At 65.8% G+C, this 17,336-nt stretch carries 17 protein-coding genes and 1 tRNA gene; 8 read left to right on the top strand and 10 right to left on the bottom strand.

Annotated features, from left to right (window positions below; all coding sequences use genetic code 11):
- On the top strand, positions 1 to 624 hold a 624-nt coding region (locus SPHI_RS13805), incomplete at its 5' end, for an energy transducer TonB (RefSeq protein ID WP_233130938.1).
- Positions 625 to 688: 64 nt separating this feature from the next.
- Here SPHI_RS13805 and SPHI_RS13800 read toward each other — a convergent pair.
- The 3 genes from SPHI_RS13800 to SPHI_RS13790 all read right to left on the bottom strand — a co-directional run bounded on the left by SPHI_RS13800 (position 689) and on the right by SPHI_RS13790 (position 2,866).
- Positions 689 to 931, bottom strand: coding sequence for a hypothetical protein (locus SPHI_RS13800; protein WP_076745535.1), 243 nt, complete (start codon positions 929 to 931; stop codon positions 689 to 691).
- Position 932: 1 nt separating this feature from the next.
- Positions 933 to 2,252 (bottom strand): DEAD/DEAH box helicase, encoded by a 1,320-nt coding sequence (locus tag SPHI_RS13795; protein WP_076745534.1) that lies wholly within the window; start codon positions 2,250 to 2,252, stop codon positions 933 to 935.
- A 107-nt stretch (positions 2,253 to 2,359) separates the two neighbouring features.
- A complete protein-coding gene (locus tag SPHI_RS13790) occupies positions 2,360 to 2,866 on the bottom strand; it encodes a hypothetical protein (protein WP_233130937.1) in 507 nt (168 codons plus the stop codon).
- A 6-nt stretch (positions 2,867 to 2,872) separates the two neighbouring features.
- Here SPHI_RS13790 and SPHI_RS13785 point away from each other — a divergent pair, with 6 nt between their 5' ends.
- Both SPHI_RS13785 and SPHI_RS13780 read left to right on the top strand, forming a co-directional pair.
- Positions 2,873 to 4,321 (top strand): FAD-binding oxidoreductase, encoded by a 1,449-nt coding sequence (locus tag SPHI_RS13785; protein WP_198927883.1) that lies wholly within the window; start codon positions 2,873 to 2,875, stop codon positions 4,319 to 4,321.
- 55 nt (positions 4,322 to 4,376) lie between these two features.
- The gene (locus SPHI_RS13780; protein WP_076745532.1) at positions 4,377 to 5,147 is read left to right on the top strand and encodes a SapC family protein; all 771 of its coding nucleotides are present in this window, start codon (positions 4,377 to 4,379) and stop codon (positions 5,145 to 5,147) included.
- 268 nt (positions 5,148 to 5,415) lie between these two features.
- On the opposite strand, the gene SPHI_RS13775 is transcribed toward SPHI_RS13780, so the two are convergent.
- The gene (locus SPHI_RS13775; RefSeq protein ID WP_076745531.1) at positions 5,416 to 6,249 is read right to left on the bottom strand and encodes an N-formylglutamate amidohydrolase; all 834 of its coding nucleotides are present in this window, start codon (positions 6,247 to 6,249) and stop codon (positions 5,416 to 5,418) included.
- A gap of 121 nt (positions 6,250 to 6,370) precedes the next feature.
- Here SPHI_RS13775 and cpdR point away from each other — a divergent pair, with 121 nt between their 5' ends.
- Positions 6,371 to 6,748 carry a cell cycle two-component system response regulator CpdR gene (gene cpdR / locus SPHI_RS13770; protein ID WP_076745530.1) on the top strand — a complete coding sequence of 126 codons (378 nt, stop codon included), beginning with the start codon at positions 6,371 to 6,373 and terminating at the stop codon, positions 6,746 to 6,748.
- A gap of 52 nt (positions 6,749 to 6,800) precedes the next feature.
- Positions 6,801 to 6,875, top strand: a tRNA-Val gene (locus tag SPHI_RS13765).
- 47 nt (positions 6,876 to 6,922) lie between these two features.
- On the opposite strand, the gene SPHI_RS13760 is transcribed toward SPHI_RS13765, so the two are convergent.
- The gene (locus tag SPHI_RS13760; protein ID WP_076745529.1) at positions 6,923 to 7,516 is read right to left on the bottom strand and encodes a septal ring lytic transglycosylase RlpA family protein; all 594 of its coding nucleotides are present in this window, start codon (positions 7,514 to 7,516) and stop codon (positions 6,923 to 6,925) included.
- Between the two features lie 245 nt (positions 7,517 to 7,761).
- On the opposite strand from SPHI_RS13760, the gene SPHI_RS13755 reads away from it, so the two are divergent.
- A complete protein-coding gene (locus SPHI_RS13755) occupies positions 7,762 to 8,043 on the top strand; it encodes a hypothetical protein (protein ID WP_076745528.1) in 282 nt (93 codons plus the stop codon).
- Here SPHI_RS13755 and SPHI_RS13750 read toward each other — a convergent pair.
- The 4 genes from SPHI_RS13750 to sucC all read right to left on the bottom strand — a co-directional run bounded on the left by SPHI_RS13750 (position 7,986) and on the right by sucC (position 11,883).
- The gene (locus SPHI_RS13750; protein WP_076745541.1) at positions 7,986 to 8,651 is read right to left on the bottom strand and encodes a phytanoyl-CoA dioxygenase family protein; all 666 of its coding nucleotides are present in this window, start codon (positions 8,649 to 8,651) and stop codon (positions 7,986 to 7,988) included. The two genes, SPHI_RS13755 and SPHI_RS13750, sit on opposite strands and share 58 nt — an antisense overlap.
- A 108-nt stretch (positions 8,652 to 8,759) precedes the next feature.
- A complete protein-coding gene (locus SPHI_RS13745) occupies positions 8,760 to 9,689 on the bottom strand; it encodes an electron transfer flavoprotein subunit alpha/FixB family protein (protein WP_076745527.1) in 930 nt (309 codons plus the stop codon).
- A gap of 119 nt (positions 9,690 to 9,808) precedes the next feature.
- A complete protein-coding gene (locus SPHI_RS13740; protein ID WP_076745526.1) occupies positions 9,809 to 10,558 on the bottom strand; it encodes an electron transfer flavoprotein subunit beta/FixA family protein in 750 nt (249 codons plus the stop codon).
- A gap of 125 nt (positions 10,559 to 10,683) precedes the next feature.
- A complete protein-coding gene (gene sucC, locus SPHI_RS13735; RefSeq protein ID WP_076745525.1) occupies positions 10,684 to 11,883 on the bottom strand; it encodes an ADP-forming succinate--CoA ligase subunit beta in 1,200 nt (399 codons plus the stop codon).
- 406 nt (positions 11,884 to 12,289) lie between these two features.
- Between sucC and SPHI_RS13730 the strand changes: the two genes are divergently transcribed.
- A complete protein-coding gene (locus tag SPHI_RS13730; RefSeq protein ID WP_076745524.1) occupies positions 12,290 to 14,992 on the top strand; it encodes an ATP-dependent DNA helicase in 2,703 nt (900 codons plus the stop codon).
- 13 nt (positions 14,993 to 15,005) lie between these two features.
- Complete coding sequence (locus SPHI_RS13725; protein WP_076745523.1) at positions 15,006 to 15,545, top strand: SixA phosphatase family protein; 540 nt, start codon at positions 15,006 to 15,008, stop codon at positions 15,543 to 15,545.
- Between the two features lie 119 nt (positions 15,546 to 15,664).
- Here SPHI_RS13725 and SPHI_RS13720 read toward each other — a convergent pair whose 3' ends face one another.
- Complete coding sequence (locus SPHI_RS13720; RefSeq protein ID WP_076745522.1) at positions 15,665 to 17,326, bottom strand: ATP-binding protein; 1,662 nt, start codon at positions 17,324 to 17,326, stop codon at positions 15,665 to 15,667.
- Positions 17,327 to 17,336 lie beyond the last annotated feature (10 nt).

Below are 17,336 nucleotides of genomic sequence, written 5' to 3'. Positions count from 1 at the left end.
CCACCACCACACGTCGAGCCCCCGCCCCGTACCACCTCTTCTCGCCCGGAAGGCCGCGCCTCTGCCCCCAATTTGCGCAGCCGCGCGGCACCGATCGCCGCGCCCGAGCCGATCGTTCTCTTCCCCCCGCCGCCGCCACCCGTGATCGCCGCTCCCAAACCATATGTCGCGAACGACAACATGTCCGGGTCGGCTGACATCCGCGGCCCGGGAACCGGTGCGGGCGGTGTGGGTGACGGCTTCGGAAGCGGCGGCGCCGGCGACGGTGACGGCGGTGGTTATGGCGAGGAGACAGGCCCTACCTTTCTGCGCGGCCGCATGAGCACCTCTGATCTGCCCGAAGCGCTATTCGCCACCGGGTTCGTCGGCACCGTTGGCGTACGTTACCTCGTCGCGACAAACGGTCGGGTGCCGGAATGCGTGGTCACCCGATCGAGCGGGAACCGCCAGGTCGATGCTGTCACTTGCCGTCTGATCCGCGAGCGCTTCCGCTTTCGCCCCTCGCGTGACGGCCGTGGACGCCCGGTGAGCGCCTGGATCGTCGAGAACCACAGCTGGGAGGTGGAGGCCGACACTAACGAAATCACGGAAACCACTCGGCGCCGGCGTACAAGGCTTTGGTGATCCTTGCGTTTCTGAAGAAGAAAGCGTGAACCGTGCGCAACCGGCCGCCCTACGCCTCAGGCCCTCACCACATCCCAAACCCTTGAAGTCCCGCCACGTGCTCCGCGATCCGCCGCCGCGTGGCCGGCGTCGTGCCCTCCGGCAGGCCATCGGAGGCAAACCAGCCCGCGACATAGTAGTGCCGAACCAACGCGATACGTCCCTCGGGATCGCACAACAGGGCGCGCACGCCAAACGTGCGCGGCCGCATGACCTTCGCGTACAGCCGCATGGCGCGCCCGGCAATCCGGTAGCGCCATGCGACCATTTCAGGCGGTGATCGAGACGCTCAGGAAGGCCGGAACCGGGCCGTTCCAGCCATCGTCGGGGCCGTCGTCGATCGGGTCGCGCCGCCGGCGACGATCGTCGTGGCCGCGGTCCTGATCCCGCTCACGCCAGCGCCGGGGTGCTCGCTCTTCCGCCTCAGGCTTAGCGCGCTGCGGCCGTTCCGGCTTGGGCGCGGATTCGACCTTCACCTCGCGGCGATCGATCTTTTGTCCGGTAAGCTTTTCGATGTTCTCGATATTCTCGGCATCGTCGGGCGCCACCAGGGTATAGGCGATGCCCGTCGCGCCGCCGCGGCCGGTGCGGCCGATGCGATGGACGTAATCGTCGGGGTGCCAGGGCGCATCGAAGTTAAAGACGTGGCTCACGCCCTTGATGTCGAGGCCGCGGGCAGCAACGTCGGAGGCGACGAGGATGTTGATGTCGCCCTTCTTGAACCGGTCAAGCTCGGCGATACGTGCCGATTGCTCCATGTCGCCATGGATTTCACCGGCAGCAAAGCCGTGCTTTTTCAAGCTTTTGTTGAGCTCACGCACCGCTGTCTTGCGGTTGCAAAAGATGATCGCTGTGCTCACCGCCTCCTCGCGCAGCAGGTGCCGCAGCACCTCGCGCTTCTCGAACGCAGGCCCCTTCACCGGCACCACCCATTGAGCGATGTTGATGTTGGTCGATGCGGGCCGTGCGACCTCAATCGTCTTGGGATTTTCGAGAAACTTATCCGCCAGTTTCTTGATCGGGGGCGGCATTGTGGCAGAGAACAGCAAAGTCTGGCGTTGCTTGGGCAGCTTTTGGCAGATTTCCTCAATGTCGGGGATAAACCCCATGTCGAGCATGCGATCTGCCTCGTCGATAACGAGCATGCTGCAGCCGTTGAGCAGGATCTTGCCACGTCCGAACAGGTCCATCAGCCGGCCCGGCGTGGCAATCAGCACGTCGACGCCTTTCTCCAGCGCCTTGACCTGATCGCCCATCTGCACGCCGCCGATCAGCAGCGCCATCGAGAGTTTGTGGTACTTGCCGTAGATCTCGAAATTTTCGGCAACCTGCGCCGCGAGTTCTCGCGTCGGCTCCAGGATCAGGCTGCGGGGCATCAGCGCGCGAGCACGGCCATGGGCCAGAATGTCGATCATCGGCAGCACGAACGACGCGGTCTTGCCCGTGCCGGTCTGCGCGACGCCGATGATGTCGCGCATCATCAGCACGCTTGGAATTGCCGAAGCTTGGATCGGCGTCGGTTCCGTATAGCCCGTGTCATCCACGGCGCGGAGGAGTTCTGCTGACAGGCCGAGGTCGGCGAAGTTCATGGCGTTCCTGAAAAGAAGGCGTGTCGATGGCGCCCTTTTATGGTCTGCGCGAGACGCGATCGGGCCCGAAATGTCAAGAAAAACGCACGCGGAACGCTGCCGAGAGCCTATTTCTTCTGCTCAAGGGTGCGGAACCGGCTAATCTCGCAACGCCCTCCGGACCGCGTCTGCAACATGTCCCGGCGCGCGCAGACCTTCCCGTCCTTCGCCCGCTTAAGGTAGAAGCCCCCGTAAAAGTTTAGGTTCGGACAATCATCGTCCAGCTTCGCGCGTAACCGTCGCCCGTCCGTTACGATCAGATCAACATCGCCGTCCGGCGAGACGGCCGCGCTGGCCAACGTTCGCGCATCGACACAGCGCGGCCCTTTCTTCTCCTTCCAGTCGATAGCCGATGGGCGATGGCCGCGCGCGAACACTGGCAGGCGCGGGATACGGATCACGATCCGCTCGCGATAGGAAAGTTGGGCATAATGCACGCTGACCGGCTCGCTTGCGGAAACCGCTAACGGGGCAGCAAGCAGGAGCGGCAAGATGGGGCGGCGGATGCTGGTCATGGGCGACAAGCCCCCGCGTGCCGCGAACAATTTGAACATCTGATGAATTGCGGCGATCATGTGGCCATGACCCCGCAGCAAATTCGTCTTCTCGAATCGCTTTCCCCTGTTCTGCCGGCACGTGCTGTCGTCACCGACCCCGCCATGATCGCGCCTTGGGAAATCGACTGGCGCAAGCGCTGGCAGGGCCATGCGCCGATCCTTCTCCAGCCCGGCAGCGTAACCGAGGTGCAGACGATCGTGGCAGCCGCCAATCGCGAGCGCGTGCCGCTGGTGCCGCAGGGCGGGAATACGTCAATGGTCGGTGGCGCGACGCCTCTCCCGGACGGCAGCGCGGTAATCCTGTCGCTGCGCCGGCTCAACCAGGTGCGATCACTTGACGCCGAAGCGGGGTTGGCGATCGCGGAAGCCGGCGTGATCCTTGCCGACTTTCATGCCGCGGCGGCGAAAGCCGAGCGCCGTTTCCCGCTGACGCTTGGGGCGCGCGGCTCCGCGACGATCGGCGGTCTCGTATCCACCAATGCCGGTGGCACGCAGGTGCTGCGCTGGGGCACGATGCGCGGGCTGGTCGCGGGCGTCGAGGCGGTGCTGGCCGATGGCAGCCTGTTTGAGGGTTTGTCGGCGCTGAAGAAGGACAATCGCGGCTACGACATCAACCAGTTGCTGGTCGGGGCGGAGGGCACGCTCGGCATCGTCACCGCCGCCACCTTGCGGCTCGCCCCTGCCATCGCGGCGCGCGCGGTCGCCTGGGTAGGAGTTGAGACCCCAGACGCTGCGCTGCGCTTGCTACGGCGGTTCGAGGCGGCAGGCGATGCTGTCGAGAGTTTCGAACTGTTACCTGCGGAATCGCTCGCCGCCGTGTTGACGCATGTATCCGGCACCCGCGCGCCGCTGCCGAGCGGGCATCCCTGGCACGTCCTGGTAGAGGCGGTAACGAGCGATCCGGACGCATCGAATCCGACGGCTTTTGTCGAACGCGTGCTCGCCGCCGCGCTCTCCGACGGCATCGCCACGGATGCGACCATCGCCGCCAGCGAAGCGCAGGCGGAGGCGTTCTGGCGTATCCGCGACTCGATCTCCGATGCTGAACGCGCCACAGGACCAGCGGCGCAGCACGACATCTCGGTCCCGATCGAGGCGATGCCACGCTTTCTGATCGACGCAGCCAAGGCGTGCGACGCGCGCTTCCCCGGCACGCGCGCCAGCGGCTTTGGCCATCTGGGAGATGGCAACGTCCACTTCCACGTTCGAGCGCCCGCCGGCGCCAATCGCGTGACCTGGCTGGCGGAGGAAGCGCCGAGCGTCACCCGCTTCGTCGACGATCTGGTGGTCGCAGCGGGGGGCTCGATCTCCGCCGAACATGGCATCGGTCAGATGAAGCTAGCTGAACTGGAGCGGCTGTCCTCCCCGTCGCGCATGGCGACGTTGCGCGCCATCAAGCAGGCGATGGATCCGGAAGGCATCCTCAATCCGGGCAAGCTTCTGGCGCTTGCGCCACAGGCGATGGGCGAATAGGGCGCGCGGGTTCGGGCGGCCGGCGCCGCTCCACATCCCTATCTGGAGAGATTTGATGGCCAGCGCGCCGCAGCAGCTTCCGCTTTTCTACAATGGCCTCGAGCCGCTCTCGAGCGATCTGCACGCCGATTACAAGATCCGCCCCGCGGAAACGGCGCCGTTTCTCGCAACGCAGCACGCGATCCCGGTAACGATCGACGAATTTGCGCTGATCCAGCGTTATATGCCGATCGTGTTTTCCGCCGGGGAGGATTCAATCCCGATCGCGCTGATGGGCCTGAACGAGGGCGTCAACGTGTTCGTCGACGCGGACGGCAAGCTGGTCGACAGCACCTTCTACGTGCCCGCCTATATCCGCCGCTACCCCTATTTGCTCGCCCGCCTTCGCCCGGATGCGCAGGAGCTGTCGCTGTGCTTCGATCCGACATCGGACACGATCGGCAAGTTCGAGGACGGCCAGGCGCTATTCGAAAACGGCGAGCCGAGCGAAGTGACCAAGAACATCCTCTCCTTCAACGAACAGTTCGAGCAGGCCGGCGCTCGCACCGGCCAGTTCATGAACGAACTGCGTGAGAGCGAGCTGCTGATGGACGGCGAAGTTTCGATCCAACAGGAAGGCTTTGATCAACCGTTCGTGTATCGCGGCTTCCAGATGATCAACGAGGAAAAGTTGCAGGATCTGCGCGGCGACCAGCTGCGGAAGATGACCAAAAGCGGCATGCTGCCGCTGCTGTACGCGCACCTCTTCTCGCTGTCGCTGATGCGCGAAGTGTTCGCGCGTCAGGTGCAGATGGGCAAGATGCCGCAGCCGAACATGGCAGGCTGAGAGCGACTGCGCTTCCCGGCGTCACCCGGGCTTGGCCTGAGGCGTCGCGGATCGAGTCCGTGCGAGCTAGAGCCTTGACGGGAAGCAGGGCCGCACCGGGCAAAGAGTTGAGCGCTTTCGGTCGTGCCTCTTGAAACCAATTGCTGGGTGATTATTTTAGTCAGGTACGGTTTCCGTGTCCCCCCTTTCGCGGAACCGTATGGCACGCCTTTGGGTGTGTCTCCTCCCTGAACCTAGGCCACCTCGGGCATCCGCCCGGGGTGGTTTTTTATTCAGCGGCCAGCACGGCGGGCATGTCGATCGCTTCATCTGTCAGCGCATCGATGATGCTTCTGACCAGCGCCACTACGTGATCGAAGCCAGGACCTGGCTGATCGAGGCGTGCGTCGAGATATAGAGAGCGATCGATTTCGAGCTGGACCGCATGGATCTGGCCCTTGGGATCTCCGTGACGTTCCAGAATGTGCCCGCCGGCGTAAGGCGCGTTCAGCGCCTGCTCCAACCCTGCAGTTGCGACGGCGGCCTCGATCCGGGCAACGAAGCGATTCGCCGCCGACCGGCCGAAACGATCGCCGATCACGATCCGGGCTCGCCCTCCGTTGATTGGCGGCATGGAATGAATGTCCAGAAGGACCGCGACGCCGAACCGCGCGCGCGCAGCCGCTAGCGTGGCAGACAGCGCCGCGTGATACGGCCGATGTGCCATGGCGATCCGCGCCGCTACCTCGTCTGCGCCCAAGCGCCGGCGCCATAGCTCGCCGGCACTCGACGTGCGCCGGGGCACAAGGCCAAGACCGCTGCGCACCTTGGCACTGAGATGCCCGGCCGGTGCGCCATCGTCGAGCCGGGGATCGCGATCGTGCTCGGCCCGATTAAGATCGATCCAGGCGCGCGCGGCGCGCTGCACGATCGTCGTCTCCACTCCGCGGGCGGCAAGCGCCACCTCATCGACGAAGCGGTCCTCCAGCGCCATCAAGGCGATGAAAGGTGCACGAAGTGCATCATGAAGGACGGGGGGATAGTCGCGTCCGGCATGCGGGACCGACAATATGACGGGGCTCGCTGGTGGCGCGTCGCCGGTCAGATCAAAGCACGACTCCATCGCGGACGCAGCCTATGGAGGAAGTCCGTCTGTCGCAATGCGAGACAGCAAAGCGCGGCGCCGTCTGGAAAATCTTAAGTGATCTCCGCATAATCTCGGCGCTGATCGCAGGGACCCACGAATGATCCGAATCTTGTTAGCCGAGGACGACGATGTGATGCGCGAGTATCTCGCGCGCGCGCTGGAAAAGTCTGGCTATGCGGTGACCGCCGTTGATCGCGGCACCGCGGCGCTGCCACTGATCGAAGCGGAGGAGTTCGACCTCCTGCTTACCGACATCGTCATGCCCGAGATGGACGGGATCGAACTGGCGCAGAAGGCGGGCGAAGTTCGTCCGGATCTGCGGGTGATGTTCATCACTGGCTTCGCCGCCGTGACGCTGAAGGCTGGCAAGGCGATGCCGCAGGCGCGCGTTCTGTCGAAGCCGTTCCACCTGCGCGATTTGGTGATGGAAGTGGATCGGATGTTCGAGGTGGGAGAATTTGCCGGCCTGAATTGATCAGGGGCTTGCGCACCGGGGAAGGCCCGGCTAATGGCGCCGCTCCCCGTGTGGGCGTGTAGCTCAGTGGTAGAGCACTGTGTTGACATCGCAGGGGTCGCAAGTTCAATCCTTGCCACGCCCACCACCTTTGAAAACCCCGCCTTCTCGGATGAGACGGCGGGGTTTTTCACGTCATGGGGCCTGCACGAGTCCCTGGCGGACTCCGGCCTCGAGCTGCGCGCGCAGGTTGGCTAGGGCGGTATCTGGAACACGCGGACGCTCCGCGGCGCGCTTGCCCTTTCGCAGGCGGGCGCGATCTTCTTCCGGCGGATCGACGCGGCGAACGCGGACGGCCGCTACCCCGGAGCGATGCACGCCGAGCTGTTCTGCCGCGCCGCGCGAGAGATCGATGATTCGGCCACGCGCGAACGGCCCGCGATCGTTGACACGCACCAGGATGGTGCGGCCCGTTTCCAGCGCGGTGACCTCGACATAGGTCGGCAGCGGCAAGGTAGTGTGCGCGGCAGTGACCCATTGCGGGCGGAAGCGTTCACCTAGCGCGACTTGGTTGCCGCTCTCAGAGCCGTACCAGCTGGCGTAGCCGAGCACGTCGAACATGGGATCGGCGGCGGGCGTATAGGTGGTGCCGCCCACGGTATAGGGCTTGCCGAGCCGGACGGGTGTGTCGCTGACGGGTCGGTACCGCGTCGTGCCGCAGCCCGCCAGCGCCAGCGATGCCGTGACGGCCAGAAGCGTTGGCCAGCGGCTTGTTCTTCCCCCGTACATGCCGCGCCTTCTAAGCGAGGGGCGGCGTGGGGGGCAATGAGGCGGGTGGAGATCAGGGGGGGGTCTTGTGCACGTGAAGTGCGCGTAATCTGCGCCATTTTGGCGCCGCAGAGTGCCGTGACGCGCGCGCATGGGGCGGAGTTTACGCGAGTTGCTGCATCAATGGTGCAACCGGCCCTTCACGAACGCAGCCGCACTCTTCTCCCTTGCTGGTGCTTGCTCACCACCTGGAAAGGGAGCGGAACATGTCGGACACGGCGGAGCCGGTGCCCAAGCAGCGGACCGACGTTTATCACCGCGAACGCGCGATCATGGAGCGCCGGGCGGCGACCAAGGCGCATGACGTGCGCGCACGGGCGGCGCATCTGGAACTCGCCTATCAGCACGATCTGGCGCAAGCGATCGCCTGGCATCGCGCCGACCTAACCTTTGATCCCGCCGCGACGCTTCGGGTCGGCACCGGCGCGGATCAGACGCCGAGCCAGGCGAGCGGCGGCGGCAGGTCCACGGACGCGAAATCCACCTGAAGCACGCGGTGATGCGCGTGCCGCTTGGCGGTCGCGGAGGCGTGGACGATTGCAGTGGCATAGACCCAGACATCACCTGCCGTGGCGAGACAGGAGCGGATGCCGCAGCGCCTCACGACTGTTTCGATCTCCTGCTCCGGTAGGCGGCCGAGCCGGTGCGAACCCGGTGCGACCCGCAAGGGAGCATTATCCGCCGGCACATCATCGAGATGGATACGAAGCGTCAGCATCGCCTCGATCAGCGCAAAGGGCGGCTCGACATGCTGGAGGCCTGCCTTGCGGCTCCACGGACCGTATCCGGGCATGTCGTCGCGCGCTCGGACGACGATCGTCCGGTCCTGATGCCAGCCCAGGCTCCAGTTGGTGGCGGGTGACTTGTCGAACAGGATGGCGCGTACCGGCCGGTAGGCGGTCGTGCCGTCGTGGTGGGCGAGCACGTTTCGGATCGCGTCGCTGGCGAGAATCGCGCGCAAGGCTGGGTTGCCGTGGAGGCGGATGCCGGCCCGTTCCTGCGGCAAGCTGCCGGCGAGCGACAGGAGGTCTGGAAGAATCGAAAGAGCGGCGCCCGAGTGGTGCGCCGCTCCTTCGGTTTCGAAGCGGGAGGCCAACGCGGGAGTGAAACCCGCGTTGCCGGACGCCGCTGTGGCGGCGCCAGCCGGCCGTGGTTGTGTGAGCTCGCTTCGCTTGAACACCGGCCTGGAGCTACGCTCCATGCCTCACAGCTTTTCGGTCAGCTCCGGCACCACCTTGAACAGGTCGCCTACCAGGCCGAGGTCGGCGACCTGGAAGATCGGGGCGTCCTCGTCCTTGTTGATGGCGATGATGGTCTTAGAATCCTTCATGCCGGCCAAGTGCTGAATCGCGCCGGAGATACCGACCGCGATATAGACTTCCGGGGCGACGATCTTGCCGGTCTGGCCCACCTGATAGTCGTTGGGCACGAAACCAGCGTCCACCGCCGCGCGGCTGGCACCGACGCCGGCACCGAGCTTGTCGGCGAGCGGCTCGATCAGCTTGGTAAAGTTCTCGCCATTCTGCAGCGCGCGGCCGCCCGAGACGATGATCTTCGCGCTGGCGAGTTCCGGACGTGCGCTCTTGGCGATTTCCGAACTCTCATAGGTCGACAGGCCCTTGTCGCCGGTGGAGGCGACCGCCTCGACCGCGCCCGAGCCGCCTTCCGCTGCCGCCTTCTCGAAGGCGGTGGTGCGAACCGTGAGCACCTTCTTGGCGTCCGACGTCTGCACCGTGGCGATGGCGTTGCCGGCGTAGATCGGGCGCGTGAACGTATCCTCGCCCTCGACCGACAGCACTTCGGAAATCTGCATCACGTCGAGCAGCGCAGCGACGCGCGGCGCGATGTTCTTGGCCGAGGTGGTGGCCGGCGCGACGAACGCGTCGTGATGGCCCATCAGTTCGACGATCAGCGGCGCGACATTCTCGGCCAGCGTATGCGCGAAGGCATCGTCGTCGGCGACATGGACTTTGCCGACGCCTGCGATCTTGGCGGCTTCCTGCGCCACTGCATCGACGCCCTTGCCGGCGACGAGCAGGTGAACTTCGCCCAGCTTCGACGCGGCGGTTACCGCAGCGAGCGTGGCGTCCTTGACGGCCGATCCGTCATGTTCGACCCAAACCAGAGTCTTCATCTTGAACCTCTCTCGGGGCCCGTGCCCCTTTCAGCCGATCATCCCGAACTTTCCGAAGTTTGCGCACAGAGCACAATCTTCGCCGTGTCCGGGGTGAGCGGGATTATGGTGCGTGCCGCTTACTTGGCGATGCCCATCGCCTTGAGCTTCATCACCAGCTCATCGACATCGGCGACCTTGACGCCCGCCTGACGCTTGCCCGGCTCGACGACCTTGAGCGTCTTGACGCGCGGCGCGACATCGACGCCGTAGTCGGCGGCGGTCTTGGTCGCGAGCGGCTTCGACTTTGCCTTCATGATGTTGGGCAGCGAGGCGTAGCGCGGCTCGTTCAAACGAAGATCGGTGGTGACGATCGCCGGCAGCTTGAACTTGTCCGTCTCCAGACCGCCGTCCACTTCGCGCGTGACGGTGACGCTGTCGCCCGACACCTCGACCTTGGACGCGAACGTGCCCTGGCCCCAGCCGAGCAGGCCGGCGAGCATCTGGCCGGTCTGGTTGTTGTCGTCGTCGATCGCCTGCTTGCCGAGGATCACGAGCTGCGGCTGTTCCTCGTCGGCAATCGCCTTGAGGATCTTGGCGACACCCAAAGGCTCGACGCGGTCTTCCGCGGTAACCAGGATCGCACGATCGGCGCCCATGGCGAGCGCGGTGCGCAGCGTTTCCTGCGCCTTCTGCTCGCCGATCGAGACCACGACGATCTCGGTTGCCACGCCCTTTTCCTTCAGGCGGATGGCTTCCTCGACCGCGATCTCGTCGAACGGGTTCATCGACATCTTGACGTTGGCCAGATCGACCCCCGTCCCGTCAGCCTTCACGCGGGGCTTCACGTTATAGTCAAGCACACGCTTGACCGGCACCAGCACCTTCATCTGCTGTCCTCTCTTATGTCGTCGTCACCCCGGCGAACGCCGGGGTCTCCCAATGGTGTCGCGCTCCATGTCGGGGAGATGCCGGCTTGCGCCGGCATGACGATGGAGCGCGATGAAACTTGTAGTTACGCCGCCTTCTTCACCTCGGCGACGATCTTCTGCGCAGCGTCACCCAGGTCGTTGGCCGGCACAATGGCGAGACCCGAATTGGCGAGGATTTCCTTGCCCTTCTCGACATTGGTGCCTTCGAGGCGAACCACAAGCGGCACCGACAGATTAACTTCCTTCGCCGCGGCGACGATGCCCTCGGCGATGATGTCGCACTTCATGATGCCGCCGAAGATGTTGACCAGAATGCCCTTCACGTTCGGATCGGCAAGGATGATCTTGAACGCCGCGGTCACCTTCTCCTTCGAGGCGCCGCCGCCGACGTCGAGGAAGTTGGCTGGGAACATGCCGTTCAGCTTGATGATGTCCATCGTCGCCATGGCGAGGCCGGCGCCGTTGACCATGCAGCCGATGTCGCCATCGAGCTTGATGTAAGCGAGGTCGTACTTGGAGGCTTCCAGCTCGGCGGGATCCTCTTCGGTCTCGTCGCGCAGCTCCATCAGATCCTTGTGGCGGAACATGGCGTTGCCGTCGAAGCCGACCTTGGCGTCGAGCACCATCAGCTTGCCGTCCTCGGTGACGGCAAGCGGGTTGATCTCGATCTGCTCGGCATCGGTGCCGAGGAACGCGTCGTACAGCTTCGACGCGGTCGAGGCGGCCTGCTTGGCAAGATCGCCGGTCAGGCCGAGCGCGGCAGCGACGGCGCGGCCGTGGTGCGGCTGGAAGCCGGTGGCGGGATCGATGTCGATCGAGTGGATCTTCTCGGGCGTGTCATGCGCAACCGTTTCGATGTCCATGCCGCCCTCGGTCGAAACGACCATCGAGATGCGGCTGGTCGCGCGGTTGACGAGCAGCGCAAGGTAGAATTCCTTGGCGATGTCGACGCCGTCGGTGACGTACAGGCGGTTGACCTGCTTGCCGGCCTCGCCGGTCTGGATCGTCACCAGCGTGTTGCCGAGCATCTCGGTCGCGGCGTGGCGAACCTCTTCCTCGGTCTTGGCGAGGCGGACGCCGCCCTTGGCTTCGGCCGGCAGTTCGACGAACTTGCCCTTGCCGCGGCCACCGGCGTGGATCTGCGCCTTCACAACATACAGCGGCCCAGGCAGCTTCTTCGACGCTTCCACCGCTTCCTCGACGCTGAGCGCCGCAAAGCCTGCGGGGACCGGGACGCCGAACTTCGCCAGCAGTTCCTTGGCCTGATATTCGTGAATGTTCATGCCTGGGCTCGCCTTACCATAACCGAAAACATGGAGCCTTAAGCACAGGGGGGCCGGGGAATCCAGCCTTGATCGGGTGGGCAGGTGTATTCAGCAGCGGGATCATGGAGCAAGTGGTTCGCAATAGCGTTAGTTGAAGTTTCTGGGGATTGCGGGGGGCGGCCGTCGGAGACAAGAACGGCAAGCTGTCCAGATCTAGCGATGGCGCCTGTACCTAATCTTCCGTCATGCTGAACCTGTTTCAGCATCCACCGCGCCACCAACGCCGGACCGGTGCGCGGAGAAGTGGACCCTGAAACAAGTTCAGGGTGACGGCGCTCTGAGGATCGACTCGCGCGCCCGGAATGATCGCCTTTGCGTTTCCGCACCCTAGCCCCGGTTGCCGCTTTGTTCTAATGGATCACTCGTGCCGCTTCCCTACCCCGCCCTGCACGCCAGCCACACCGGCATCTGGATCGCGCGCGATGGCGAGACTCGCGCGGTGTCGCGCGGCGAGGCGATCCGGGCGGCGGCGGACACGCCGATGATCCTGATGAACGCGCCGCTGATTGGGCAGCGGCTGGGCTATGCCGATTTGTCCGGGCTCGACTTGCTCGAGCTCTACGCCTTCCTCCGTCCGGCGCGCTTCATGGTGCCGACGCCCAAGGGGCTCGCCACCGTCACCGGGCTCGACCTACCGGCGGATGATGCCGCGATCGCGCCCTTCCTCCTTGCCGCTGCCGAAGGCCTGCTGGCGACGCCCGAGGGCGACTGGCCCGAGCGCGAGGGGGCGTGGACGGCAGCGCAATCGCTGTTCCGGCTACGCTGGGCGTGGGGGCCCGTGCTGGCCGACCGGCTGAAGAAGCCGGCGCAGAACGAACGCTGGCTGTTCTCCAAGCTGCCCGAGTGGGACGAAGCCGCCCCCCGGCCCGCTCCGCGCACGGTGTCTATCGATCCAGCCGAAACACAGGCCCAACTCGCGCACCTCGTCGGCGACGCGGCCGAGGCGCGGCCGGGGCAGCGCGCCTATGCCGCCGCTGCCGCGGACGCCTTCGCGCCGCGCGCGGGCCGGGAGATGCCGAATCTGGTGCTGGCGGAGGCAGGCACGGGCATTGGCAAGACACTGGGCTATCTCGCCCCGGCCAGCCTCTGGTCGCACGCGGCAGGCGGGCCGGTGTGGGTCTCGACCTACACCAAGGCGCTGCAACGCCAGCTTGGGCACGAGACGCGGCGTGTCTATCCCGATGAAGCGGTGCGGCGCGAGAAGGTGGTGACGCGCAAGGGGCGCGAAAATTACCTTTGCCTGCTCAACCTCGAGGATGCGCTGCAAGGCGGATTCGCCGGGCGTGCCGCGGTGCTGGCGCAGCTGGTAGCGCGCTGGGCGGCCTATACCGCCGACGGCGACATGGTCGGTGGCGACCTGCCGGGCTGGCTGCCGACCCTGTTCCGGCGCAACGGCTCGACCGCGCTGACCGACCGGCGCGGCGAGTGCGTCTATGCGGGGTGCCCGCATTACCGCAAATGCTTCATCGAGCGCGCGGCGCGGGCATCGGCGGAGGCGGACATCGTCATTGCCAATCATGCGCTGGTGATGGTGAATGCGGCGCGCGGGCGCGAGCTCAGCACGCGGCCGACGCGCTATGTGTTCGACGAGGGGCATCACCTGTTCGATGCCGCCGATTCGATGTTCGCCACCGCGCTGACCGGGCAGGAGACGATCGAGCTCAGGCGCTGGATCGTCGGGCCGGAGGCGGGCAGTCGCGGGCGGCGGCGGGGCCTGGCGGCACGCCTGTCGGACGTGGCGAGCTATGACGAGGGCGGTGCTCAGGCCATTGCAGACGCGGTGAAGGCCGCGCAGGGGCTGGCCGCCGATGGGTGGCTGCAGCGAGTCGCTGAAGGCGCGCCGTTCGGGCCGATCGAGACGTTGCTCGCCAATGTGCGCGGCCTCACCTACGCGCGCGCCGAGGGGGCGGAGGACGCCGGCTACGGGCTGGAGACCGAACTCGCCGAGCCTTCGCCCGAGCTGATCGAGGCCGCCGCGCCGGCCGCCGAGGCGCTCGATTCGCTGTATCGGCCGCTTGTGGCGCTGGGGAAGCGGCTGGAAGCGGTGCTGATCGATGGGCCCGACTGGCTCGACGGGGCGGCGCGCGCGCGGGTGGAAGGCGCGATCGCCTCGATCGGCTGGCGCGCCGAGACGGTGGCGGCGTGGCTGTCGCTCATCGCGCGGGTCGGGGGGCCGGCGAGCGCGGACTTCGTCGACTGGCTGGCGGTAGACCGCGTCGAGGGGCGCGAGTTCGACATCGGGCTGCATCGCCACTGGCTCGATCCGACGCAGCCGTTTGCGGAGATCGTGCTCAAGCCGGCGCATGGCGCGCTGGTCACCTCGGCCACGCTGACCGCGGGCGGCACATGGGAGACGGCGGAGGCGCGGGTCGGTGCGCCGCACCTCGCCCGGCCGGCAGTGCGCTTCCAGGCGGAAAGCCCGTTCGATTACGCCGCCCGCGCGGAAGTGCTGGTCGTCACCGATGTGAAGCGCGGCGACATTCCGGCGCTCAGCAATGCTTATGGCCGGCTGATCGAGGCGGCGGGCGGCGGCACGCTCGGGCTGTTCACCGCGATCCGGCGGCTGCGCGGGGTGCATGCGCGCATCGCCGACCGGCTGGCCCGCGCCGGGCTGCCGCTGATGGCGCAGCATGTCGATCCGATCGACACGGGGACGTTGGTCGATATATTTCGCGACGATCCGCATGCGTCGCTGCTCGGCACCGATGCGCTGCGCGACGGCGTGGACGTGCCGGGCCATTCGCTGCGGCTCGTCGTGATGGAGGGCGTGCCCTGGCCCAAGCCGACCGTGCTCCACGCCGCGCGGCGGCTAGCAGGCGGGGGCAGCGCCTATGATGACCGGATCGTCCGGGCGCGCATGGCGCAGGCGTTCGGGCGGCTGATCCGATCCGCCGACGATCGCGGCGTGTTCGTGCTGCTGTCCGCCGCCACGCCCTCGCGCTTGCTCGACGCCTTTCCCGCCGGCGTGCCGATCGCGCGCGTGCCGCTGGACGAAGCGATCGCGCGCGTTGCATCGCGGCTTTCCTCGCGCGCGGCATTGGGGCATGAGGCAGCGCCTGCCACCTAGGGGAGTTTTCGGCTTGAAGACGCTGACGCTGCTGCGCCATGCCAAATCGGGCTGGGACGATCCCGTCGCACGCGATTTCGATCGTCCGCTCAATGCCAAGGGTCGTAAGGCTGCGGAAGTGGTGGGCCGGCACCTGAAGGGTCTGGAGCTCGGCTTCGACCATATCGTCGCCTCGCCCGCACGCCGCGTGGTGGAAACGATCGCGGAGGTTGCGGCGGGCTATGGCGCCGCGATTGATCCGGCGTGGGACAAACGGCTGTACCTCGCCTCCGCCGTAACGCTGCTCGACGTCGCGCGCGAGACGCCCCGAGATGCCGATCGGCTGCTGATGATCGGACATAATCCGGGGCTGGAGGATTTTGTGCTCATGCTGATGGCCGGCGGCGATCCGACGCTAGTCGCGGCGGCCGAGGCAAAATATCCGACCGCGACGGTGGCGGAGCTGACCTTCGCCGTCGATCATTGGGCGGATGTGGCGGCGGCGGCGGGAACGCTGACCCGCTTTATCCGCCCGCGTGACCTTGATCCGGCGTTGGGGCCGGGGGAGGAATAAGGCGGGCCACGTTCCCTGCCGTCATCCCGGCGGAGGCGGGGTTCCATAAACGCTCCGGGTGCGGCTCGATCGGCCAGCCAGTATGGATTCCCGCCCTTCGCAGGAATGACGAGTGGTCGCTACCGGCCCTGCGCCCGCCACTTCTGGATGGTGCGCTGGATGATCTCATCCTCGTGTCCGACGTCGCGCCACAATTGCGAAAAGACCGGATCAGCCGAGGCCGGGCGCTTCACCTCTTCCAGCTTGTCGAACGACACGCGGATCGGGATGGCTACGCCTTCGCCGCAGATGATGCATTCCTGGTTGCGCAGCGCGGGGATCGAGTCGAGGAAGCCGCGCGCGCCCTCCGGCATCGCCGCGCGGACGAACGCCTGGTCGCGATCGTTGTTGAGGCGCATGGCGATGATCGTGCCGCATTGCGACAGCACGCCTTCCGCCAAATCCGACGGGCGCTGCGTGATCAGGCCGAGCGAAACGCCGTATTTGCGGCCCTCCTTGGCGATCCGCCCGAGGATGCGGCCGACCGACGATCCGTCATCTTCGCGCGGGATGTAGCGATGCGCTTCCTCGCAGACGAGCAGGATCGGCCGCTGCGGCTCGTTGCGCGACCAGATCGCGAAGTCGAACACCATGCGGCTCAGCACCGCGACAACCACCGACGTGATCTCGCTCGGCACACCCGACACGTCGATGATCGAGATCGGCCGCCCGTCGCCGGGCAGACGGAAGATGCGCTTGATGAAGTCGCTCATCGTGTCGGCGACGAGCATCCCGGAGAACATGAAGCTGTAGCGCGGATCGGCCTTGATCTCGTCGATCTTGGACTTGAGGCGCAGATAGGGCGCGGTGTTGGTTGCCTTGTCCATCTTGCCCATTTCGAGCTGGATGGCGGTGGTCAGGTCGCTGAGCAAATAGGGCACCGGCGCATCGACGGTGAGCTTGGGCATTTCGCTGCCCACCCGGCTCTTGGCGCGGGCGGTGAGCAGGCATTTGGCGAGAATATCGGCGTCCACCTGACGCTCGGCGCCATCGGTGGTGAGGAACACTTCGCAATGTTCCTCGAAGTTCATCAGCCAATAGGGCATCTGAAGGTTCGAGACATCATAGAGCGCGCCATTGCCGCGAAAGGCGGCGGAATATTCGCCGTGCGGGTCGATCATCACGATATGGCCCTGCGGCGCGAGCTCGCAGATACGGTGCAGGATCAGCGCGGCGGAGGTCGATTTGCCGGTGCCGGTGGAGCCCAGCAGCGCAAAATGCTTGCCGAGCATCGCATCGACATACAGCGCGGCGCGAATGTCGCTGGTGGGATAGACATTGCCGATCTGAACATGCGCGCGGCCCTCGGCGGCATAGACCTGCCGCAGATCGGCGGTGGAGATCGGATACACGTCCGCGCCCGGCGCCGGATAGCGCGTGACGCCGCGGCGGAACTGATAAAGCTTTCCGGTCAGTTTCTCCTCGTCACCCTCGCCGAGGAAATCGACGTAAGCGGTGATGCGGCCGGTTTCATAATCGTCGAGGCGCAGTGAACGGATGTTGGCGATCAGCCAGGAATGGCCAACGCGCACCTTGATCTGGCCGCCGACCTGCCCGCCCGAAGCGATTACCGGATCGAGGTGACCGCCAAGCGCAGCGATTGCGGCCGGATCAAACACGACCTGGCTCGATGAGCCGGCAATTTCCGTCACGAAGCCGATCGGTTCGAGATCGCCAGGCCTGCGTGCATCGGCAGCGGCAATCGCCGACGCGAACGCATGTTGCGTCGGCATTTCACTCATCGGAGTTTCC

This window comes from Sphingomonas jeddahensis, from assembly GCF_001981525.1.
GTDB classification, from domain to species: Bacteria; Pseudomonadota; Alphaproteobacteria; order Sphingomonadales; family Sphingomonadaceae; genus Sphingomonas; species Sphingomonas jeddahensis.
The sequence above is the reverse complement of the archived record's forward strand: the minus strand, read 5'-3'. Positions and strand labels throughout refer to the sequence as shown.